The organism is Rosettibacter firmus, assembly GCF_036860695.1.
GTDB lineage: Bacteria > Bacteroidota > Ignavibacteria > Ignavibacteriales > Melioribacteraceae > Rosettibacter > Rosettibacter firmus.
The window spans coordinates 521,278-543,743 of sequence record NZ_JAYKGJ010000001.1; the positions used below are offsets into that span (position 1 = coordinate 521,278).

The following is a 22,466-nucleotide window of genomic DNA, read 5'->3' on the forward strand; positions in this document are numbered from 1 at the left end:
ATTACTCATTATTTAAAAGTGAATTTAATATCTCTTCGACTTTTTCTAATGTAAGATTTTCATAATAATCTTCATTAATTGCAATCATAGGAGCATAACCACAAGCACCCATGCATTCAACTTCCTCGATTGAAAATTTTCCATCAGGGGTTACTTCCATATTATATATTCCAAGTTTATTTCTAATTAAATCCCATATATCATACGCACCACGTAACATACATGAAACATTTGTACAAACTTGAATGTGATACTTACCTACTGGTTTTGTATGATACATAGTATAAAAAGTAACAACACTCAGAATATCTACTTTATCAATTCCAAGTACTTCAGCAATTTCATCAATTACTTCATTTGATATATAACCATTTTGTTCCTGAGCTATATAAAGTGTTGGCATTACAGCAGCTAATGAAGTAGGATATTTTTTTCGTGCTTCTTCAATTTTTTTTAGATTTTCTTCTGTAAACTTAAAACTCATACTACACTCTTTAATTACATTACAAAAATTTATTTGTCTGCTTCTCCCATAACAGGATCTAAACTTCCGATGATGGCAATAACATCAGAAATCATTGCACCTTTACAAACGACAGGCAATGCCTGCAAATTGCAGAATGATGGTGAACGTATTTTTAATTTCCAGGGATAGCCTGTTCCATTGCTTACAATATAAAAACCCAATTCACCTTTTGGATTTTCTGCTGAGAAAAACACATCACCTTCAGGAGGATTAATGCCATAATTAATCAACATAAAATCGTGAATTAATTCTTCCATTTTAGTATAAATTTCAGTTTTATGTGGAAGTACATGTTTTGGAACATTTGCAAGGACTTCTCCCCCAGGCATTTTATCAAGAATCTGGTATAAAATTTTTACACTTTCTCTTACCTCTTCACCTCTCTGATAATATCGAGCAAGACAATCTCCTTCTGATTGAGTAGGAATATTAAAATCAATTTCATCATAAAATAAATATGGTTTTGCTCTACGAACATCGTACTCGACACCAGATGCACGTAGATTTGGTCCAGTTATTCCAAGTTTAATAGCATCTTCTTTTGGAAGAATACCAATTCCATCTAATCGATTAATAAAAATTTTATTTCTTAGAAGTAGTTTATCCATTTCATCAAGAGCTGATTGATGTTGATCAAGAAAATCACGAACCATTTTCAGAGTAACATCATCTGCATCATTTGCAACACCACCAATTCTTGTATAGCTTGTAGTAAATCTTGCACCAGCCAGTCTATCGAAAATATTTTGAATTTTTTCTCGTTCCCGGAAAGTCCACATAACCATTGTAACAGCACCCACATCCATTGCATAAGTACCAATTGCTACCATGTGAGCAGCAATACGAGAAAGTTCAGCAACCATCATTCTAATATATTGTGCTCTTTTAGGAGCTTCTATTCCAAGTAATTTTTCTACAGCTAAAACATAAGCCACATTATTACACATAGTAGCAGTATAATCAAGTCTATCTGTATGAGGTATATATTCAATATAGCTCATGTTTTCTGCCATCTTTTCATAACCACGATGTAGATAACCGAGTTCTGGAATAACACTTAAAACTGTTTCACCATCTAATCTTAATACTAATCTTAAAACTCCATGAGTTGCTGGATGTTGCGGCCCCATGTTTATCACCATCTCATTTTCTAATGCATCTTCGATGGTGATATTTTTATCTTCGAGCAATTTTTTTAATAATTTTTCGTCGGAGTAGACGTTCTTTTTATTTTCCATAATTATTCTAACTTATCTGGTAATGGTAATGATCCAGGTATACCTAAAAGAGGAAAATCTTTTCTTAAAGGATAATATTCAAAACCTTCTGGCATATACATTCTTCTTAAATCAGGATGATTTAGAAAAACAATTCCATACATATCATAAGTTTCTCTTTCGTACCAGTTAGCACCTGGCCATATAGATGATACGGTTTCGATTTGAGGTGGTTCGCCATCTATATTAGCTTTTATTCTGAGTGTAAAATTATTTTTGAATGAATAAACATGATAAACAACTGTAAACCTATTTTTTCTTGTTGCCCAGTCAATTGCTGTTACATCAAGACAGGTTTCAAAACAAAGTTCATCATCATCTCTTAAAAATCTTGCAAGTTCTACAATTTTATCTTTCGCAATTGTTATTGATAAATCACCTCGAAATTCTTTTACTTCTTCAATTGACTTTTCGAATTGCTTTTTGATTTTCTCGATGATAAGATCTTTAAAAGCCATATTTATTTATCAATAGTTTCTAAAAGAGGTTTATCCTGAAAATCTCTTGCTTTAGTTTTAGAAATTTTTTGCTGAATAGTCATTATAGCATTAATCAAATTTTCTGGTCGTGGAGGGCAACCTGCAACATAAGCATCTATAGGTAAAAATTGATCAATTCCCTGAACAACATTATAAGAGCGATACATTCCACCTGTAGATGTACAGGCACCCATAGCAATAACCCATTTAGGCTCTGGCATTTGATCATAAATTCTTCTTACAACCTGAGCCATTTTATAAGTTACTGTTCCTGCAACTATCATCAAATCACATTGACGTGGTGTAAATCTCATAACTTCTGAACCAAAACGTGCAAGATCATATTTTGGATCGGCTGCTGCAATCAATTCAATAGCACAACAAGAGATACCCATTGGCATTGGCCAAACAGAACTTTTACGTGCCCATGCAATAACAGCATCAATTGTAGTAGTAATGAAACCATCACTGTTTAATTTTGCTTCTAATCCCATTTTAGTGCCCCTTTCATCAAAATGTAAAAAAATCCTAACTCAAGTACTATTAAAAAAACAAACATTGGAAAGAAAGCAAAAATTCCATACTGATTGTAAAGAGATTTAAACTGGACTGCCCATGGATAAACAAAAATTACTTCTATATCAAAAATAATGAACAACATAGCTACAAGGTAATATTTAACAGAAATTCTTTCGTGAGTTGTACCAACGGGATCTTTTCCGCTTTCATAAGGCATTAATTTTACTTTATTTGGACGATATGGCCCAAATATTCTGGATGATAGAATAATTGCTCCACCAACTATTCCAGAAAAAATCAATACAAGAAAAATAGGTATATAATCTAATATCATAATTACATTTTTTACTTTTTTATAAATGAAAAATAATCTAATTAGATTTATAATGCAAAAGAGATATTAAGAAGTGATATATAATTAAACAAAATAAATTGAGTAAAAGATTATTTATGATAGCAAGGTTTTTACTTTTATAATACAAAATTTATACTGATTGCAACACTAATTTATAAAAGCCTTCCTCAAACAAAAAAAGCATTAACTTTGAAATACATAAAGAAATCATTTTTAGTTTTTATGGAAAATTAACTTTAATAAAATGAAATTCTTAATTGAAATAATTTTTTAATTAATTGAGAACCTCTGCTATTCTCTCAATTGCAATATCTAAATCTTCGTAACTTATAACTAAAGGTGGAAGTAATCTTAACACTGTAGTACCACCAGGCAATGTTACAATACCTTTTTTTAATAATTCAACAATAACAGGCTGCGACTTTTCTTTAAGTTCAATGCCAATCATTAAACCTATCTGACGAATTTCTCTAACTTTTGATAAAGGATATTTACTTAATTTTTCTTTAAAGTAATTCCCCTTTTGTTCAGCTTGTTCCCATAATTTATTTTCGAGCATAAAATCTATTGCAGCAATTCCTGCAGCACATGCTAATGGATTACCTCCAAATGTAGAACCGTGTTTGCTTTTTTCTATTTTAATTTTATCTGAACATAAAACTGCACCCATAGGAAATCCACCTGCAATTGACTTTGCAAGAGTCATAATATCTGCTTCGATATCAAAATGTTCTATTGCAAACATTTTTCCTGTTCTACAAAAACCTGTTTGAATTTCATCAATAATTAAAATAATTCCTTTCTCATCACATAACTTTCTTACATTTTGAAAATATTCTTTTTTGCCAATATTTATTCCACCTTCGCCCTGCACCAATTCAAGAATAATTCCTGCAGTATCATCATCAACAGCTTCAGAGAGTTTTTCAAAATTATTATAAGGTACAAAAGTAAAACCTGGCACTAATGGTTCAAATCCTTCTCGATATTCACTTTTGTATGTAGCACTCAAAGCACCCATAGTGCGTCCATGAAAACCTTTCATTGCAGCTATGAATTTTGTCTTCTTTGTTGTAAATCTTGCAAACTTAATTGCACCTTCTATTGCTTCAGTACCAGAATTTGTTAGAAATGCTTTCTTCAAATTTTTTGGTGCAATACTAAAAAGTTTTTCTAAGAATAAAGCCCTTTTATCATTATAAAAAGTATTAGCACATGTAATAAGTGTAGATGCTTGTTTAGAGATAGCATCAACAACTTTATCATTACAGTGACCAACATTAGCAACACTAATACCTGCTGCCATATCAATATATTCATTCCCCTGATCATCCCATAAGCGTGCATCTTTCCCTTTAACAAAGACAACATCACGCATTGGATAAACTTCTAATTCATATTGTTGCTGAAGCGTTTTATAATCTGTCATATAAACCTCATTTCTATGAAATAATTGTTCCTTTTCCATTTAGAGCATCCAGAACAGGATGTTCGGTTCGCCCATCAGATATAATGACTGTAGTATTTCCATTTTCAAATAATTTTCTGAGTGCCAGAATTTTTCTTTTCATTCTGCCTTCAACTTTTTGTTCCATAGCTTCAAGTTCTTCTTTAGATAATTTAGATACCAATGAATTTTCATCATTTTTATCGAGTAAAAATCCTGGAGCTTCTATTAATGAAATAATTTTTTCTGCTTTAAATTCGCTTTGTAAGAGTGCAACTATGTCATCATTTTCTGAGTTTATTGCAAAATTATTTTCATCTATTAAAGGGACACTTAAAACTGGTGTATATCCATTTTCAAGTAACAAATTCAATAAATGTTTATTTACAGATTTAGGTTTTCCAGAAAAATCGCGAAGTAATAGAGTTTTTCCACCTTCACGAACTTTGATTCCACTATTTCTTTTTCCAACAATAATTTTTCCATCGAGTCCAGATAGTCCAACAGCATTTATTCCATTTTGCTGACATAATTCAACGATCCTTTTATTTTTTAATCCAGCATAAGCCATCATCATTAAATCAATTGTCTCTTCGTTACTCAATACAGAATCGTAACCAGATAGCGATGTTACAACTTTTTTCTGAATATTTAATTTTTGTGCTAATTCATCTCTCAATGCATTTGCACCATGAACGATTATTAATTTTTCATTCAAAGATGCAAGATCGGATATAATTCCTTTCAGATTAATCTCTTTTCCTCCACCAATTTTAATCAAATACATTTGAACTCCATTAATGATTTATTTGGTATTGGTTGCCAGTCTTTTTCATCTATAAATTTTTCTGAACAGACTAAAATTGTATTATCCAGAATTTTTTTATGCATAGTAAAATAATCAGGGTCTTCATTGAAAAATGAATAAACATAAGCATAATTATTATCTGCGATTATAAAATTCATTGCTCTTACATAAGATGATTTCTTTTTAATTATATCAGTTCCTTTATTAATTGCATCTTTTATATTTCCTTTATCAAAACGTTTTATATAATTAAAAATTTTTTCTGCACCAATTCTTCCTTCTTCTTTTATTTTAACACCACGTAATTCGCCATTAAAAATAAAAATATACTTATCATCATAGAATGGCATATTGTTTTCTACAACAATGCCTTCATCTCTAAAAGCACTGCGAGCATGAGCAATTAATCTTTTTGTTTTACCAAATTGATTTAAGTTATCTTCCCATATTGGTTTTATATTTTTATAAAACTTCCAGTTTCCATTTTGTAAAAATGCACAACCCCAGCCGTGTCCCTGATATTCTTTACTTCTTTTAGAAATTTCAGCAAACTTTGTAAGATATTCTTCTACACTAAATTCTTCACTTGAATTTACATAAAGTAATCGACACATTTTAAGCCAGAAAAGTTATAGTTATTATGAATAACAATAAATTAAATTGGATGAAGACCTGGAAATTCAAGTCCAGTTTTTTCATCAAAACCAAACATAATATTAAATGCCTGTAAAGCCTGTCCTGCAGCTCCCTTCATTAAATTATCAATAGCACTTATTACAACTAAACGATTTGAAAATTCATCTTTTTTAAATCCAATATCACAATAATTAGTACCAATTAATAATTTGGGCTCAGGATAGCGATAAATTCCTTCACTTTCTTTAACAATACGAATAAATGGTTCATTACCGTAAGCTTCGCGATAAATTTTCCAGATATCTTTTTCATTTAAATTTTCTTTAAGAAAAACGTGGCATGTTGCAAGTAATCCTCTTACAATATCAATTGCAGTAGCAGAAAAATGAATCTGAATTTTTTTACCAAAAGATAACTCCTGTAAAATTTCAGCTGTATGTCTATGTTGAGTTGGCATGTATGATCTTACAACTCCACTTCTTTCAGGATGATGAGAGCCTTCGTTTACTTTATTACCACCTTCACTTGAACCAACTTTTACTTCAATCACTGTTCTATCTTCTTCAACCAAACCATTTTTATACAATGGATATAAACCAAGTATACTTGCAGTTGCATTACATCCAGCACTTGAGATATAATTAGATTTTTTCATTTCTTCGCGGTGAAGTTCAGGAATACCATAAACAAATTCATTTAATAAATCTGGGCGAGCATGTTTATGACCATACCATTTTTCATATTCAGCAGGATCTTTTAATCTAAAATCTGCACTTAAATCAATAATTCTTGGAGCAATTTTTTTGAAAGAATCAATTTTATTTTGAGAACTATTATGAGGTAGACAAAGGAATAATAAATCACATTCCTCAAGTTCATTTATAGAATTAAATTTAAGAGTTGTTGATTTACGTAAATTAGGATGAATTTTGTGAACAAATTTGCCTGTATTACTTTCTGATGTTACTTGTTTAATTTCAACAAAAGGATGAAATAGGAGTAATCTTAATAATTCACCACCAGTATAGCCAGAAGCACCTACAATTGATACTTTAATTTTTTCCATTTACTTCTCCTCTGCAACTCTCAAAATATATTCAACCATTTTTTTAGGAATATTAACACCTGTGGTATGGATACTATTTTTATATTCCATAGTATAATTAACTTCATTTACCATCAATCCATTTTCTGTTTCAAAAATATCGATAGCAACAATACCTCCACCAACAGCTTTAGCAGCTCTTAATGAAATATCTCGCAATTCATCAGTAACAGGACAATTAGTAGCAATTCCACCTCTTGCAGTGTTTGTTATCCAGTGAGGAGAATTTCTATAAATTGCAGCAATGCATTCATCACCAACAACAAAGCTACGAATATCTCTACCTTTCTTTTCAACATATTTCTGAATATAAAAGATTGAATGATGATAAGAGCCAAGAATAGTTTTATGTTCAAGTATAGCTTCTGCAGCATCACGATCATTTATTTTGGATAGTAATCTACCCCATGATCCAACAGCTGGTTTAAGAACTACTGGATAACCCATTTCTTCAATTGCCTTAAGAGCAGATTCTTCTGTAAAAGCTACTCTAACTTCAGGTTGTGGGACGTTATGCTCTGCCAAGGCTATAGAAGTTAAAAGTTTATCACCACAAATAGTTGCAACACTATATGAATTTACACATTTAACACCTGCTGCTTCAAAAAGTCTCAAGCCATGAAGTGCTCGTGAATGATTGATGCATCTTTCTACAAGAACATCAATGTCAAATTTATCTTTGCCGAGTGTGAAAGTTATTTCACGGTCATCAATCATTACTAATTCTACACCTTTTATTGCATTAAATTCATCGATTAATAACTTTTCATCTTTTCTTAATAATGAATGAAGCAATCCTATTTTCATTTTTTCTTCTCCTGATTAAATTTATAAGAGCTATTAATAAATCAGTCTTGTTTATAGGTTTGATGATGTTTAACAGCATCGACGATGTGTTTAAGCTCGGTAAGATCAACAGTTCGTCCACGTTGACCAACGGATTTTACTTCCTGCAAAATATCAAACTGAATTGTTTCATCGAGTTCTGATTCACCAATCAATTTCAGAGCATACCTTAAAGATGCAATACCAGACATATGATCTAAAGCAAAACTTCTTTCTCTTCCTACGACTGCAGGGTTCAAGCTTTCATAATGCATTGGATTAATAGAAGCAGCATGAGTGTGTACACCAGCACAATGTGTAAATGCATTCTTACCAGTAATCGGGAAATTAGAAGGGATTGGAATTCCAGAATGTTTACTTACAAGATCATAGAGTTCTATCAATTTAGGGAGATTCCATCTATTTTCCCCAAAATCCACAGATAGAACAACTAATAGTTGAGCAAGATCAACAATACCTGCTCTTTCACCAAGACCAAGAGCAGTTGCATCAATAATATCTACTCCAGCACGATATGCATCAAGAGCATTTGCTAATGCTAAGCCTCTATCGTTATGGCAATGTACAGCAACTTTAGGATTTAAATTTCGTTTATTAAATTCTTCTTTCAATCTTGATATATAATCATACATACTTCTCTTACCGGGTATCATAAAGCCAGTTGTGTCTGCCACACTAATAATGTCTGCACCTGCTTCAACAGCAGCTACAGATGCTTTAACAACATTATCGAATTGCGATCTTACAGTATCTTCAGGTGTATAACGAATTAATAAATCTGGCTTCTGAGACTTTGCATATTTGATTATATCTGTAATTTGTTTAATTGCTTCATCCAAATCTTTTTTAAAGACATTATTTAATCTTTCATCAGAAACACAATAAAACACACCTATAAACTTTACCCCGCATTCAAGAGCAAGATCAACATCTTGTTTTAAGGATCTGGAATGAGCACCAACAATAGCATTAAAATTTTTCTGTGCTATGGCTTTTACAGCTGCATGAATTTCGGGTGTAACCATGGGATGACCGGCTTCGATAATATCAACGCCAATCTCATCTAAAAGATTTGCTATAGCGAGCTTGATGTGCTTATCAAAATAAACCCCAGGGGTTTGTTCCCCTTCTCTTAAAGTTGAATCTAATACCCAGACCAATTATTCTCCCCAATCTTCTTCTTCTTGAGGTGCTTCTTTTAATGTAGGCGGGTTTAGAGAAACAACTTCAAGTTCAGTTCCACAATCAGGACATTCGAGTAACTCACCAACAATTGTCCCTTCTTTTAATTCAATCATTGCACCACATACAGGGCATTCTGCTTTCATATTTCTCCCAAAATTTTTTGCGAAGATAAAAAATATTTTGCGGCTTTGCAATAAATATCAAACTTTATAAAATGTTTTTTTAAATATTATACATAATTATGCATAATTATAAATTATTTAATTACTGATTATGTTAATTAATTTATGAGTTCTGTAAAAAATCTTAATTATTCTTATGCAAGAAATTATATAAATAAAATTTTCCTAATGCAAAAATTTGATCCTACAATTTAAGATACTGGATAGGTTTATTTTAATTCATGAAAAAAATAGTGTTTAAAGAATATCATAATTAAGTAAAATTGTTATTTAATGTTTGAAAACAAAACATTTTTTAAGAAAGATAAGATAATCAGTACACAAAATTATAATTTTAATCTACTCGGTAATAAATAACAATATAAAATTTCAGCTTTCTTATATCGTGCTTTATTTATTCAATATTCGATTTTAGTTTTTCAATAATTTCAACTGAATCAATTCCTTCGGCTTGCGCAGAAAAATTAGGAATTAATCTATGGCGAAGAACAGGAATTAGAAAATTTCTTACATCTTCTATTGATGGTGTATATCTTCCATCAATTACTGCTTTTGTTTTTGCAGCGAGTATTAAATATTGAGATGCACGTGGACCTGCACCCCAGCTTATCCAATCTTTAATAAATTTCAAAGTTCCATCTGCGGGTCTGGTTGATTTAACAAATTTCACAGCATATTCAATTACATTATCTGCAACCGGTACTTTAGCAATAAAATCCTGGAAAAATATTATATCATTAGCACTAAGTATTTTTTTTAATTCAGGTTTATAATCACTTGTAGTTTGTTTAATAATTTTTATCTCTTCGTCAAAAGATGGATAGTCAAGCCAGAGGCTGAACATAAATCGATCCAGTTGAGCTTCGGGTAAAGGATAAGTTCCTTCCTGTTCAATAGGATTTTGAGTTGCCAGAACAAAAAATGGTTCTTCAAGTTTATACGTGATTCCGGCAGCTGTTACTCTGTGTTCCTGCATTGCTTCTAATAATGCAGATTGAGTTTTAGGAGGTGTTCTATTAATCTCATCTGCCAATATGATATTTGCAAAGACGGGTCCTTTAATAAATTTAAAATCTCGCTTTTTAGTAATTGCATCTTCTTCAATAATTTCTGTACCTGTAATATCACTTGGCATCAAATCAGGTGTAAATTGAATACGGCTAAACTTTAAGTCGAGAACTTCTGCAAGTGTTTTGATTAAAAGAGTTTTAGCCAATCCAGGTACACCAATTAATAGACAGTGTCCTCTAGATAACAGACTTACAATTAAGTTATCAATTATTTCATCCTGTCCAACAATAACCTTCGAGATTTCCTTTTTAATTTCTTTGAAAGAATGAGATAATTTTTCTACAATTTCGATATCGCTTATATTTTTGTTAATCACTTTTAGGTCCTTTATAATCTTATTTCCCAATAAATTTTTTCTTTTAATTCATTCATCCAGTTTTTATAGAGTTTTTGTTTCTTATAATATTCTGCTAACTTTTTAATTTCATCATAATCGAGTTCAAGATTGGCTCTGTGCTGTGGTATTCTTTTAATTAATTTAAAAATATGATAGCCATAATTATTTCTATCAATTTCCATACGTTTAGGAAAACTAATATCTCCTTCTTTCATTTTATAAATCTGATCCATAATTGATTTATCAAGTTGATTTGCTTCAAAAGTTCCAAGTAGTCCCCCAAACTTTGCTGTTTCCTTATCATCACTATACTTCTTTGCATAATATTCAAAAGTATTTTTGCCTGAAAGTATACTATCTCTCAAATCATTCAAGAATTCAATTGCTTGAAGGTCAGATTCGTCATCAGATTTCATTTTGATTAAGATATGTCTGGTATGAATCGATTCACCTCTTCTTTCGAGCATTTGAATAATGTGGAATCCAACAGGAGACTCAACAATGCCAGATAATTGATTTGGAGCTAAAGAAAATGCTGCAGCTTCAAATTCTGGATAGAATACACCACGTTTAACAAAACCTAAATCACCTCCCTGAGATGCGCTACCGGGATCATCAGAATATTTTTTAGCAAGTTCAGAAAAATCTGCCCCTTTTTTAAGTGAATCCAGTAATTTATTTGCAAGTTCAATTGCCTTCTTTCTTGCTCTTTCACCTGTTTTGGGGTTTAGAAAGATATGTGCAATTTCATATTTCTCTGGAACAATCCCAAGTGAATCTTTATACAATTCAAAGAAATCTTCAACTTCTTTTCGAGATATCTGAATCTCTCCAAACTTTTTTTGTTGAAGCATTTGAGCCATTATATTTTTACGTGTATCTTCTCTTAATGCTCGTTTTATTTTTTCAACTGGCATTCCATAAATCTGTTCCAGTTTTTCTTGTGAACCATATTGTTGTATAAAATAATTTATTTGATAATCAAGTTGACTTTTCACCTGCTCATCAGTAACAACAATAGAATCGAGTTCTGCCTGTGCATACAAAAGTTTTTCTTCTATCATTTGCATTAAAATATTTCTTAGCATAGCTGAATCTGGTGCAGGTATATTTCTTTGTGCAGCTTCGTATGATGCACGAAAGTCAAGTTCAGATTTTAAAATTATTTCTTTATCAACCACTGCAACAATTTTATCGAGTACCTGTTGAGCATTAATTGAAATGCAGATAAAAATCATGATAATAATTTTTCTCATACTCAATACCTTTTTATTTCAATTTCATAGTCTGAAATTAATTCTTGAATATAATTCTGTATAAACTCTTTTTTCTTCAATGTCTTAAATTGTTCTTTTACTTTTTCTTTAACTATCTCGAAAGGAGGTATAATTCCTTTTTCCAATTTTTCAATTAATTGAACTACAGCATATTTATTTTTTTCTATTTCAATAACCACACTTACTTCGTTAGGTAACATAAATGAAATTATTCTTGTTAATGGAACAGGCTGCAATTGATATCCAGAATACAAATTGCCTGTTTCATAACTGATTATTGACGTAGCACCTTTAAATGCATTTAAGGCTTTATTCCAATCACTTTCTAATAAAATTTTTCTAAATTTTACTGCTTCATCGAAGTTATTAAAATAGATAATATTTATACGATACAAATCGTCAACTAATCTAAAATCTTCTACAACAGATTCATAGTAATTTCTCAGTTCATCTTCTGTTAAAGATATCGGGTTTTCAGATAATATTTTCTCAATAAGAAATGCTGCAGCCAGTTCCTTTTTAGTTCTTTCGAGTATTGAATTATATTCTTTATCTTTAGTTATACCTTCTTCTATTGCTTTTTGAAATAATATTTCTTTTTCTATCCATTCGTTAATATACTGTTCTCTTAATTTCGCATTGTTTGCTTTTTCTCCCAGAGCAATTTTTAAATCGTCTTCAGTAAGAACATTACCATTAATTCTAACTATTTCGTTCGGTAATTCTTCTTTCTTTGAACATCCATAAAAGAATAGAAAAAGAAAAAAAAGAATTAACAGATTATTGCTTGAAAGCTTGATTAAGTGCTTCATAATTATATTCTGGTTTATATAACTTCTTTAATTTATTAATATAAACTTCTTCAAGACGTTTACTTTCTTGTTCTTGCAGAATTCCCATTATTTCGTTCCGTACTTCTTCAAAAGTTTTTATTCGTGCAGGTTCTTTTTTTGTAAGTTGTATTATATACCAGTTACTACCACTTTTAAATGGTTTGGTCACTTCTCCAATATTTTGAAGTTTATTAGCTTCGTCAGCTAATTCATTAGTTCCTACCTCAACCAGTTCACTTTTATTACTTTTAACTTGAGATTTATATTTTGCAATCAGAGAATCAAATTCCAATCCACTTGTTGCAAGTGAATATAATACCTGAGCAAGAGAATCATTGTTAACGCTAATAAACTTATATGATACTCTATCTTTCCATCTAAAATTATTCTTATTCTTTTCATAATAATCTTTTGCCATAATGCTATCAACTTTTACTTTCGACCAGACTTCTTCTTCGAGAATTTTAAAGAGATAAATTCCATTTTCATAATCTTTTATTAATGAAGCAAATTCTGGATTGACTTTATCGTATTCGAGTGCTTTCTTTCTAATTAATATTTCTCCAGCATAATCATTAATAGCTTCTGTTAACAAACTTTCATTAAGTTTTTTAAATATATATTCTCCCTTATTCTTAATGTAATTAAACAGTGAATCTATAATTACTTTATCGTTATCAACTGTAAATATAACCTCCTTACCTAATTCATTTTGAAATTTACTCCCAAAATACTCATTAATATTTTTTAATGAGTCTGAGTATGAAATAATTTTTTCTAAAAATTCTTTATTAGTCTGCAATGTTGCATTTTTAAGTAAATCTTGTTTTAATTTCATCAGATCCTTTTTATAACGAGTATTTTTATACATTTCTTCGAGTTCATTTTTACTTTCTTCAAAAGATGGTAATTCTTTTTCTTCTGTAACTTTAATTATATGATATCCATAATCAGTTTTCACTATTGGTGATATTTCTCCTACTTTCAGTTTAAATGCTGCATATTCAAATTCCGGAACCATACGATGGCGCTGGAAAAAACCAAGATCACCATTCCTCTTTGCACTGTATTTATCATCTGAATATTGTTCAGCAAGTTTACCAAAGTCTTCACCTTGTTTAATTTTATTTTCGACTTCAAGAATTTTCTGATATGCTTTTGCTGAGTCTACATTACCAAGAGAATCTTTAAAGCTGGCAAGAATATGTTGTGCTCTAATCATATATCTTCTTGGTACTTTTTCAATTACTTTTATTATGTGATATGCAAAATTTGATTTTAGCAATTTGGGATAAATTGAGCCGGGTTCTGTAGAATAGATTGCATCTTCAAATTCTGGAATTGTAATTTCACCAGCTGTTACAAATCCAACATCTCCCCCTCTATTTTTTGAATAGTTATCTTTTGAATATTCTTTAGCTAATTTTTCAAAACTTTCTCCATTCAATATTCTATTAATTAATTCATTGCCTAAATTAATAGTTTGTTCTTCATTCATTGAGGTATCTGGTCTTAGCATAATATGAGCAGCATGATACTCATATTTTCTTCGTTCATAAAGTTGATTTACTGCTGGTTTAATAAGTTCATTATTCAAGAAAAACATTGTACCTATATTAACTTTATAATCTTTTAATTCTTTTTGAAGATCTTCGTCTGTATGATAACCTCTTACAAAAGCATCACGAAGTTTCATTCTGTAGTTAACATAAAGGTCTAAAAATTTTTTATAATTGGAAATAGAATCTACTTTTGCTTTTTCGTAGCCACCTGAATTTTTAGCATACGCTTTTTCAAATTCATCCATATAGATTTTGTTTTTACCAAATTCAGCAACTACAATTTTTGAATGTTCGGTTGCACAGGAAGTAATCAAAAATATAATAGCAGGGATTATCAGAAATATCTTTTTGTAATGCATACCAGAATCCTCCTCAATGATTATAATTTTATTTTATTGTAATGCTAAAATCTATAAAAAGTTTCTTATTCTAAAGGAAATGGTTTAGTATTTCTTTCCCAGAAAACACCGTATTCAAATCCTTGAATTTTTTTATTTTCATCTGCAAGGTAAAGTCTTTTTTCTGCAAGTGCTGCAAAGTATTTATCTTTTTCAATGCCCACATAATTTCTTCCAAGTTTTTTTGCAACAACTGAAGTAGTTCCTGAACCTAAAAAAGGATCCAATATTATATCATTTTCGTTAGAACTTGCTAAAATAATTTTAGCAATTAACTTTTCAGGTTTTTGAGTTGGATGAATAGTATTTTCAGGCATCGACCAGAATGGAATAGAAATATCTGTCCATATATTTGATGGATGCGTCAATCTATATTTACCATTCAATGAATCAGACCAATCCTTTGGTTTACCATTCTCATCTCGATAAGGTGCAATAACTTTTTTCATTAATTTAACTGCATCTACATTAAATGTATATTTATTTGAAACTGTACAAAACCAGATATCTTCTGAACTATTTTTCCAGTTAGATTTTGCACCTCTTCCTTTTTCTCTCTCCCAAGTAATTCTATTTCTAATGATAAAATGTTTTTCTAAAGCCAGAGGTATTGAAATTGAGGTATGCCAGTCACCACAAAAATAAATTGAAGCAGTTGGTTTTAATGTTCTTTTCAATTTAATAATAAATTTCTCAATCCATTCTGAGTAATCAAAAATTGATTGTTCCTTAAACTTTATTGAATTAAAAGATTTATTCAGATTGTATGGGGGATCTACTATTAATAAGTCAACAAACGCATCTGGCAAATAATCTAAAACTGTAAATAAATCCTGACAAATAGTTTTATTCAAAATATCACTTAGCTCGGCTTTATTATTCAATTTAATTAACTTTTTTGAAAACTTTTTTAATTCATCATCTGATAAAAAGATTGTTTTATTTCTTGTTGCAACTCTTTTATTCTTCATAAATGAGAAAATTGATTTGTTCAAATAGATAATGTCATGCAATTACTTTGCGAGAGTGCCAGGTTTAACTGAGTTATCAATCTCAATAATTTTTACTTTCCCTTCTTCGGAATCAACTGCAAGTATCATCCCTTGAGAATCGAGTCCAAACAACTTAGCAGGTTTCAAATTAGCAACGATAAGAACATTTTTTCCAATTAATTCTTCTGGATTATAACTCTTAGCAATTCCAGCAACTACCTGTCTTTTCTCATTTCCTAAGTCGAGTTGAAGTTTAAGTAGCTTTTCACTTTTATTAACTTTTTCTGCAGAAATTATTTTTGCTACTTTTAGTTTAATCCGCTTGAACTCTTCGATAGTAATTTCTTCATCCTGTTGGGTTTGTTCACCTACAACGCCAAGTTTATTAATCTGTTCTTCAATAACTTTATCTTCAATTTTATTAAATAATATTTCAGGTTGATTGAGTTTATGTCCTTCTTTTAGATTTAATTTACCTGATTGTTCCCATTCACATTTTTTTGCATTAAGCATATTAAAAATCTTTTCGGATGTAAATGGAATTACAGGTTCAAATAATTCGGCAAGTGTATAAATTGTGTTCAAACAGATGTTAATTGTTGTACTACATTTTTCTGGATTTTTTTTGATTGTAATCCAGGGTTCAGAGTCGTTAAAATATTTATTTGCGGCTCGTGCAAGATTCATCATTTCAAAAACTGCATCTTTAATTTTAAAATGCTCAATTAAATTACCAACTTTTTTTGGATATGACTCAAGAAGTTCAATCATATTTTTATCAATTTCTTCTAATGAATAAAGTTGCGGCACTTTACCATCAAAATGTTTGAATGCAAAGGTAAAAGTTCTATTGATGAAATTACCGAGTATATCTGCAAGTTCTCCATTATTTCTTGCTTGAAATTCCTTCCAGTAAAAATCTGTATCTTTATTTTCTGGCAGATTAGCAGCGAGTGTATAACGAAGTGGATCTGGAGGAAAAATTTCAAGGAAATCGATAACATCAATTCCCCATCCACGAGATTTTGAAAACTTTTTCCCTTCAAAATTCAAAAATTCATTTGCTGGAACATTCTGTGGTAATACATATTTATCTTCGTTAAAGTCATTCCAAGCCATTAGCATTGCAGGAAAAATTATTGTGTGAAAAACAACATTATCTTTTCCAATAAATGCAATATATTTTGTATTTGGATCCTGCCAGTATCTTCTCCATAAATCCGGATCATTTCTTTTTTCAGATAGATCTTTTGTAGCAGAAATATAACCAAGAACTGCTTCGAACCAGACATAAAGAACTTTTCCTTCAGCATTTTCGAGAGGAACTTTTATTCCCCAATCTAAGTCCCGTGTTACTGCTCTATCTTTCAAGCCCTCTGTAAACCATCCTTTACAGTATTGAAGTACATTATCCTTCCATCCATATTTTTTATTCATCTCATCAATATATTTTTCTAATCTTGCTTGATACTTGCCTAATGGGAAATACCAGTGTGAAGTTTCTTTTAATACAGGTGTTTCGCCACTAATTTTACTTTTTGGATTTTTAAGTTCAGATGGTTCATAAAGAGAGCCACATTTTTCGCATTCATCACTTCTTGCTTCTTCATATCCACATCGAGGACATGTACCTTCTACATATCTATCTGGTAAGAACATTTTTACTTTTTCATCATAAAACTGCATTGATTTTTTTTCGATTAACAAACCATTATCATAATAACACTTAAAAAATTCCTGTCCTGTTTTATGATGAATTGGAAGGCTTGTTCTTGAATAAATATCGAAGCTCATCCCAAATTTTTCAAAAGCTTTTTTATTTAGTTCATGATATCTATCAATAACAACTTTTGGATGAACTTTTTCTTTATCTGCAGTTATTGTGATGGGCACTCCATGTTCATCTGAACCACAAATGTAAATTACATCATCACCATTAAGTCTTTTATAACGTACATAAATATCTGCAGGTAAATAAGCACCACTTAAATGACCAAGATGAATATTTCCATTAGCATATGGAAGTGCAGAAGTAACAAGTACTTTCTCTTTTGCCAATTTTTTCTCACTATTATTTAATAATTATTAACAAATATAAGAAAAATCTAATTTGTAAAATGATATAAAAGTTCTCTTTGCTCATTTTGTATAAATATTGATAAGTATAAATAAATAATTATTGAATAAAAAATAATTTTAATATCTTATTAATATCAAAAACTCAAGAGGGTTAATAAATGAAAAAATTTATGAGTACAATAATCTTTGCATTAGTTGATATAGTTTGTTTTGTACAGGGGAGTGTAATTTTAAGTTATGCTCTTCTACATTTTCAATATAAAGTTGAAATAGCAAGGGGCGAGGGTTTTACTTCTGTAGAAATGCAAAATGTACCTGTTGCTATAGGTGGTTTTTATTATTATTCAGAATCGTACATTAAAATAGCATTAATTGGAATAGCATTAATAATAACAGGATTTTTAATGCGTAGCTGGCGAAAAAGTTTTGAATAAAAAAGATTAAAGCAAAGTACCTCGTAAAATTATTGAAGCAATAGAAAAATAAATTATTATTCCTGTCACATCAACGAGTGTAGCAACAAAAGGAGCAGATGAAGTTGCAGGATCAAATCCCAACTTTTTTAATAATAAAGGTAGCATCGAACCCATTAAAGTACCCCAACATACAACTCCAATCAATGCTGATGCTACAGTAATACCAATCAGGAACCAGTGTTCCCCATATACATGCCCAGTAAATTGCCAGAGTGAGATTCTTAAAAATCCAATAATTGCTAAAATTATTCCCAGTGATAGCCCAGTTAAAATTTCTCTTCTAAAAACATAAAACCAATCTTTAAGACTAATTTCGTTGAGAGCAAGTGAACGAATTATCAATGTAGACGCCTGAGAACCTGAATTACCACCACTAGATATAATTAATGGTACAAATAATGCAAGCACTACTGCTCTAGCAATTTCATGTTCAAAATATCCCATAGCTGTAGCAGTAAACATTTCACTTATAAATAAAATACTTAACCAACCTGCTCTTTTCTTTATCATTTGAAAAATTGATGTATTTGGATATGGTTCTTCAAGTACCTGTACTGCTGCGATTTTATGAATATCTTCTGTGGTTTCTTCTTCTGCAATATCAAGAACATCATCAACTGTTACAATGCCTACTAAAATTCCTGTACTATCTGTAACAGGTAATGCAACTCTGTCATATTTCTTAAATAATTCGATTGCATATTCCTGGTCATCTGTAACACTTAGCGAAACAAAATTACCATCCATTAATTCAATAATTTTAGTTTCTGGAGAGGCAAGTAAAATTTCACGGATTCGTATATCATCTATTAATCTACCAAAATCATCAATCACAAAGAGAATATTAAGAGTTTCTTTATCCTGACCATATTTACGAATATAATCTAATGTATCCTGAACAGTCCAGTAATCTTTAATAGCAATATAATCCGGAGTCATTAAACGACCGACACTATTTTCAGGATAGCCAAGCAATTGTTGAGCAATTTTTCTTTCTTCGAAAGAGAGATAATTTAACATCTGTTTAACAACATTCGGGGGCATTTCTTCAAATAGTGCAGTACGGTCGTCTGGCGACATTTCGTTCAATAATTCTGAAATCTTTTCATGACTCATTGAACGAATTAATTCGATTTGTGTATCATAATCCAGGTATTCAAATACATCTGCAGCTAATTCTTTAGGTAAAAGTCTGAACAATAAAACTCTCTCGTCTTCACTAAGAGTTAAGATTAAATCTGCGATGTCAGTTGGTGTCCAATCCATTAAAATTTCTTTAAGATCAAGGAATTGTCTATTTTGAATTAATTCTTTGATTTCGGGGCTGATTAGCATGCTCAGCATGGGCACCTCCTTTTTGAAGGATGATGTAAGGATTGAGTTATTAGGTTTACAAATTTACTACTTTATATTTAATTCTCAATAAAGATTAAGAATTTTTCGAGATATTTATTATGTTAGTGCCCATCAATCATTTAAAGAACAAGATTTATTTCATTAATATCATTTTACCAATTTTCTTCATTTGACCAGCTTTTATTTCATAAAAATATGTTCCACTTGAAACAAATAAACCACTTTCACTTTTCCCATCCCAGCTTATAAAATAACTCCCGGGTCGAAGTTCTTCGTTTAATAACTGTTTTATTTTTTCCCCATTTATCGTATATATATTAAGCTCTACATATACTCTCCCATATTTTGAAGGAATAACAAAATTAATCACCGTAGAATTATTAAAAGGGTTAGGAAAATTTTGAATAAATATTTCTTGAGGAATTTTTAAGTAAGTTTGATTTTTATCTTTAATACCTGTTATAAGATTTATTCCTTCCTGTTTAATATTACCATTTATATCTGCAAGATAGATATTAACCCAATCTGGACGAGATGATGATTTTAAATAGTTATTTATCCAATCATTATCTGTAATTCTATAAAAATTATTTGTTGTTATTTCATAATATGAATTAACAGGACCTGCAAAAGCAATCATACCTTTATCTGGGTGTTCTGCAACGAGTATTATTAAATTTCTTTTACCAGTACCAGAATGTTTTATCCATCCTACAACGTTACCAGCTTCATCACTAGGACTTGTATGATAATCAGCTACTACGAAATCTATTTTATTTTCATAATTACTGTATTGGCTTTTATAAATTAGATCATAATACCAACCTGTTAAAGTAGTTCCACAAAGAGGAATATCATAAACAACACGTTTTAAGAAATTAGTTTCAAAATTATTAAATGGCATTTTATGTAATTCTTTTTCTGCCAATGTTTTTAAGGTATCCATTACATTAGAGAAATTTTCAAAATAATCTTTAAGTGAAGCATCAGATAAGGATAAAGAATTCAATTTACTAAGTGTCTCAGCAGAAATTAATTTCATTGAAGAATAAAATTCAGGAATTGGTTCTACAAAACCATAAGGATAAGAGCAAATTACATTACCTGTATAAGACTGTTTTGCGTATAATAAATTATCGTGTCTTAATTCGGTCCACGAAGCAAGTTGAGTATTCAACTTTTGCTGCCACCAAGCAGCTGTTTGCATAAATTCTGGATAAACACTTCTCTCATAAGGTGGATTCAAAGTTCTGATTGCATTCAACCATAGGTTATATATTGAATTTTTCCAGAAATTATTATCATAGGAATCGATTAAATATCTTAACGAAGCTAAGTTTGATGAATAATTATATAACTCAAGCTCTTTTCTAAGCAATTGAGCAGCAGCAGAATTACCAAGCGCAAACATTATGTCAAGCAAAGAAGGAAGCATACGAAGTACTTTTTTACCATTAAAAATAATTCTATCAAATGTGACATTGTTTGTAATATAAGAATCAATTACAAACCTTTGTCCAAATAATAAAAAAGCTGAAGCTGGTTTAATTATCTCGGGATTCAAAGGGTTGCTATTCAATATTTGTGATAATATTTTCTGGTCAGAGTAATTTTTCGTCAACAATAATTCTTGAAACTCTTTTATAATTAGTGTATCGAGTAATTGTGATGCAGAATTTATATTTAACTCTTGAAATAATTCTCGCAATTGATATAGTTCAACATTATCTTGTTCTCCTACAAAAGTTTTAATAGTATTTTCAATTTCTTCATAAAGATTAATTGAATTAGAAATTTCGATAAGTTTTAATAAAAAATATGAATCAATAATCTGTCGTTGTTCATCAATAATTGAATAATTTATATTTTCTTCGGACTCAGGTGCTATTAAATAAAATTCTGTTCTTCCCAGCCAGGTCATTGTTTTAAAATAATTTGCCAGCTGAGGAAATCGTTCATCATCATAATGACCCCTAACTTTAAATTGTGAAAAATCAATTTTTCGACTTCTTGAACTAAATAAGGAATACGATTCTATATTCTGGTTTTCAATAAGATTTAATAGCTCATCAATTTTATTTTTATTTTCATAAAAATGTAACGGGTAATTATCACCTAATAATTCTCTTGCTACTGATAAGTATAAATCAACATCTTTAATCATTATATCAAGTTCAGAACTCTCATAAATGTTTTTTAAATCTACTACAGAATTATGCATATTCTTTAATAATTCTTTCAATTTAGGAATCAAAAATTCGACTTCAACTTTTTTAAGTATTGCATCATAAGATTTATGAAAAGCATTCAAAATGGCATCTGTTGTAATTAACACTGGCAAATCTTTGTGATAAATATCTAAATACATGTCTATAAAATCATTAAAACTAATCCTTTCAGTTACAACAAAACCATTTTTCTTCAATAATGATATTTCATCTTCAGTTAACTTGAATTTAATTATAACGGAATCGAGATATTTTGCACTGGATATATCGTAGTTTATTTCATATTTAAATAGACCTGCGTTATAAAGAGAAAGCAATTCACTTGCTTTCATGTTGGAATGTTCTTTAAGAAAGTTTTTATAATTACTAACATTAAATGATTGGGGGGATAAATTCACTGAAAAAATCAAAGATATTATTAAAATAAATTTTTTCATTTTACCCTCAATAATACTCAAATAAAACTACCTTTTATTTACATCAATTTCAATT

21 protein-coding genes are annotated in these 22,466 nt (G+C 30.1%); 1 reads left to right on the forward strand and 20 read right to left on the reverse strand.

All coding sequences use genetic code 11. The features are described from left to right. Position 1: 1 nt before the first annotated feature. From nuoE to metG, 18 genes are all read right to left on the reverse strand, one after another. Positions 2–484 carry an NADH-quinone oxidoreductase subunit NuoE gene (gene nuoE, locus VJY38_RS02280; RefSeq protein ID WP_353679046.1) on the reverse strand — a complete coding sequence of 161 codons (483 nt, stop codon included), beginning with the start codon at positions 482–484 and terminating at the stop codon, positions 2–4. Between the two features lie 29 nt (positions 485–513). Beyond that, positions 514–1,764 (reverse strand): NADH dehydrogenase (quinone) subunit D, encoded by a 1,251-nt coding sequence (nuoD, locus tag VJY38_RS02285; RefSeq protein WP_353679047.1) that lies wholly within the window; start codon positions 1,762–1,764, stop codon positions 514–516. A 2-nt stretch (positions 1,765–1,766) separates the two neighbouring features. Further along, entirely contained in the window at positions 1,767–2,261 is a 495-nt protein-coding gene (locus tag VJY38_RS02290; RefSeq protein WP_353679048.1) for an NADH-quinone oxidoreductase subunit C, read from the reverse strand. Between the two features lie 2 nt (positions 2,262–2,263). Continuing rightward, a complete protein-coding gene (locus VJY38_RS02295) occupies positions 2,264–2,776 on the reverse strand; it encodes an NADH-quinone oxidoreductase subunit B (RefSeq protein ID WP_353679049.1) in 513 nt (170 codons plus the stop codon). After that, entirely contained in the window at positions 2,767–3,135 is a 369-nt protein-coding gene (locus VJY38_RS02300; protein WP_353679050.1) for an NADH-quinone oxidoreductase subunit A, read from the reverse strand. Before VJY38_RS02300 ends, VJY38_RS02295 begins: the two co-directional genes overlap by 10 nt. Positions 3,136–3,430: 295 nt before the next feature. Further along, positions 3,431–4,585, reverse strand: coding sequence for an aspartate aminotransferase family protein (locus VJY38_RS02305; RefSeq protein WP_353679051.1), 1,155 nt, complete (start codon positions 4,583–4,585; stop codon positions 3,431–3,433). A gap of 13 nt (positions 4,586–4,598) precedes the next feature. Beyond that, positions 4,599–5,390: a [LysW]-aminoadipate kinase gene (locus VJY38_RS02310; protein ID WP_353679052.1), complete on the reverse strand. Its 792-nt coding sequence runs from the start codon at positions 5,388–5,390 to the stop codon at positions 4,599–4,601. Next, positions 5,381–6,025 (reverse strand): class II glutamine amidotransferase, encoded by a 645-nt coding sequence (locus VJY38_RS02315; protein WP_353679053.1) that lies wholly within the window; start codon positions 6,023–6,025, stop codon positions 5,381–5,383. The genes VJY38_RS02310 and VJY38_RS02315 overlap by 10 nt, the downstream gene beginning before the upstream one ends. A gap of 41 nt (positions 6,026–6,066) precedes the next feature. Next, the gene (gene argC, locus VJY38_RS02320; protein ID WP_353679054.1) at positions 6,067–7,113 is read right to left on the reverse strand and encodes an N-acetyl-gamma-glutamyl-phosphate reductase; all 1,047 of its coding nucleotides are present in this window, start codon (positions 7,111–7,113) and stop codon (positions 6,067–6,069) included. Continuing rightward, positions 7,114–7,959, reverse strand: a complete 846-nt coding sequence (gene lysX / locus VJY38_RS02325; protein WP_353679055.1) for a lysine biosynthesis protein LysX — start codon at positions 7,957–7,959, stop codon at positions 7,114–7,116. 41 nt (positions 7,960–8,000) lie between these two features. Next, the gene (locus tag VJY38_RS02330; RefSeq protein WP_353679056.1) at positions 8,001–9,158 is read right to left on the reverse strand and encodes a hydroxymethylglutaryl-CoA lyase-like TIM-barrel protein; all 1,158 of its coding nucleotides are present in this window, start codon (positions 9,156–9,158) and stop codon (positions 8,001–8,003) included. Next, entirely contained in the window at positions 9,159–9,326 is a 168-nt protein-coding gene (gene lysW, locus VJY38_RS02335) for a lysine biosynthesis protein LysW (RefSeq protein WP_353679057.1), read from the reverse strand. It lies immediately after the preceding gene. A 433-nt stretch (positions 9,327–9,759) separates the two neighbouring features. Next, complete coding sequence (locus tag VJY38_RS02340) at positions 9,760–10,749, reverse strand: AAA family ATPase (protein WP_353679932.1); 990 nt, start codon at positions 10,747–10,749, stop codon at positions 9,760–9,762. Positions 10,750–10,763: 14 nt separating this feature from the next. Further along, positions 10,764–12,029: a peptidylprolyl isomerase gene (locus tag VJY38_RS02345; RefSeq protein ID WP_353679058.1), complete on the reverse strand. Its 1,266-nt coding sequence runs from the start codon at positions 12,027–12,029 to the stop codon at positions 10,764–10,766. Between the two features lie 2 nt (positions 12,030–12,031). Further along, on the reverse strand, positions 12,032–12,862 hold the full coding sequence (locus tag VJY38_RS02350) for a peptidyl-prolyl cis-trans isomerase (protein ID WP_353679059.1): 831 nt from the start codon (positions 12,860–12,862) through the stop codon (positions 12,032–12,034). After that, entirely contained in the window at positions 12,831–14,804 is a 1,974-nt protein-coding gene (locus tag VJY38_RS02355) for a peptidylprolyl isomerase (RefSeq protein ID WP_353679060.1), read from the reverse strand. Before VJY38_RS02355 ends, VJY38_RS02350 begins: the two co-directional genes overlap by 32 nt. Positions 14,805–14,869: 65 nt before the next feature. Then, positions 14,870–15,814: a DNA-methyltransferase gene (locus VJY38_RS02360; RefSeq protein ID WP_353679061.1), complete on the reverse strand. Its 945-nt coding sequence runs from the start codon at positions 15,812–15,814 to the stop codon at positions 14,870–14,872. A gap of 42 nt (positions 15,815–15,856) precedes the next feature. Continuing rightward, positions 15,857–17,893 (reverse strand): methionine--tRNA ligase, encoded by a 2,037-nt coding sequence (gene metG / locus VJY38_RS02365; protein WP_353679062.1) that lies wholly within the window; start codon positions 17,891–17,893, stop codon positions 15,857–15,859. A 179-nt stretch (positions 17,894–18,072) separates the two neighbouring features. On the opposite strand from metG, the gene VJY38_RS02370 reads away from it, so the two are divergent. Next, positions 18,073–18,348 carry a hypothetical protein gene (locus tag VJY38_RS02370; protein WP_353679063.1) on the forward strand — a complete coding sequence of 92 codons (276 nt, stop codon included), beginning with the start codon at positions 18,073–18,075 and terminating at the stop codon, positions 18,346–18,348. 6 nt (positions 18,349–18,354) lie between these two features. Here the strand turns inward: VJY38_RS02370 and mgtE are convergent, their stop codons facing one another. Beyond that, positions 18,355–19,734, reverse strand: a complete 1,380-nt coding sequence (gene mgtE, locus VJY38_RS02375; RefSeq protein WP_353679064.1) for a magnesium transporter — start codon at positions 19,732–19,734, stop codon at positions 18,355–18,357. Positions 19,735–19,879: 145 nt separating this feature from the next. Next, positions 19,880–22,411 carry a DUF3160 domain-containing protein gene (locus VJY38_RS02380; protein WP_353679065.1) on the reverse strand — a complete coding sequence of 844 codons (2,532 nt, stop codon included), beginning with the start codon at positions 22,409–22,411 and terminating at the stop codon, positions 19,880–19,882. Positions 22,412–22,466 lie beyond the last annotated feature (55 nt).

Excerpts from the sequence above, each read along its gene's own strand:
- VJY38_RS02360 (WP_353679061.1), bottom strand. The coding sequence starts at position 15,814 with ATGAAGAATAAAAGAGTTGCAACAAGAAATAAAACAATCTTTTTATCA.
- VJY38_RS02370 (WP_353679063.1), top strand. The coding sequence starts at position 18,073 with ATGAAAAAATTTATGAGTACAATAATCTTTGCATTAGTTGATATAGTT.
- VJY38_RS02305 (WP_353679051.1), bottom strand. The coding sequence starts at position 4,585 with ATGACAGATTATAAAACGCTTCAGCAACAATATGAATTAGAAGTTTAT.
- lysX (WP_353679055.1), bottom strand. The coding sequence starts at position 7,959 with ATGAAAATAGGATTGCTTCATTCATTATTAAGAAAAGATGAAAAGTTA.
- VJY38_RS02290 (WP_353679048.1), bottom strand. The coding sequence starts at position 2,261 with ATGGCTTTTAAAGATCTTATCATCGAGAAAATCAAAAAGCAATTCGAA.
- VJY38_RS02355 (WP_353679060.1), bottom strand. The coding sequence starts at position 14,804 with ATGCATTACAAAAAGATATTTCTGATAATCCCTGCTATTATATTTTTG.
- argC (WP_353679054.1), bottom strand. The coding sequence starts at position 7,113 with ATGGAAAAAATTAAAGTATCAATTGTAGGTGCTTCTGGCTATACTGGT.
- VJY38_RS02350 (WP_353679059.1), bottom strand. The coding sequence starts at position 12,862 with ATGAAGCACTTAATCAAGCTTTCAAGCAATAATCTGTTAATTCTTTTT.
- VJY38_RS02315 (WP_353679053.1), bottom strand. The coding sequence starts at position 6,025 with ATGTGTCGATTACTTTATGTAAATTCAAGTGAAGAATTTAGTGTAGAA.
- nuoD (WP_353679047.1), bottom strand. The coding sequence starts at position 1,764 with ATGGAAAATAAAAAGAACGTCTACTCCGACGAAAAATTATTAAAAAAA.
- nuoE (WP_353679046.1), bottom strand. The coding sequence starts at position 484 with ATGAGTTTTAAGTTTACAGAAGAAAATCTAAAAAAAATTGAAGAAGCA.
- VJY38_RS02300 (WP_353679050.1), bottom strand. The coding sequence starts at position 3,135 with ATGATATTAGATTATATACCTATTTTTCTTGTATTGATTTTTTCTGGA.
- lysW (WP_353679057.1), bottom strand. The coding sequence starts at position 9,326 with ATGAAAGCAGAATGCCCTGTATGTGGTGCAATGATTGAATTAAAAGAA.
- VJY38_RS02310 (WP_353679052.1), bottom strand. The coding sequence starts at position 5,390 with ATGTATTTGATTAAAATTGGTGGAGGAAAAGAGATTAATCTGAAAGGA.
- VJY38_RS02345 (WP_353679058.1), bottom strand. The coding sequence starts at position 12,029 with ATGAGAAAAATTATTATCATGATTTTTATCTGCATTTCAATTAATGCT.
- VJY38_RS02295 (WP_353679049.1), bottom strand. The coding sequence starts at position 2,776 with ATGGGATTAGAAGCAAAATTAAACAGTGATGGTTTCATTACTACTACA.
- VJY38_RS02380 (WP_353679065.1), bottom strand. The coding sequence starts at position 22,411 with ATGAAAAAATTTATTTTAATAATATCTTTGATTTTTTCAGTGAATTTA.
- mgtE (WP_353679064.1), bottom strand. The coding sequence starts at position 19,734 with ATGCTGAGCATGCTAATCAGCCCCGAAATCAAAGAATTAATTCAAAAT.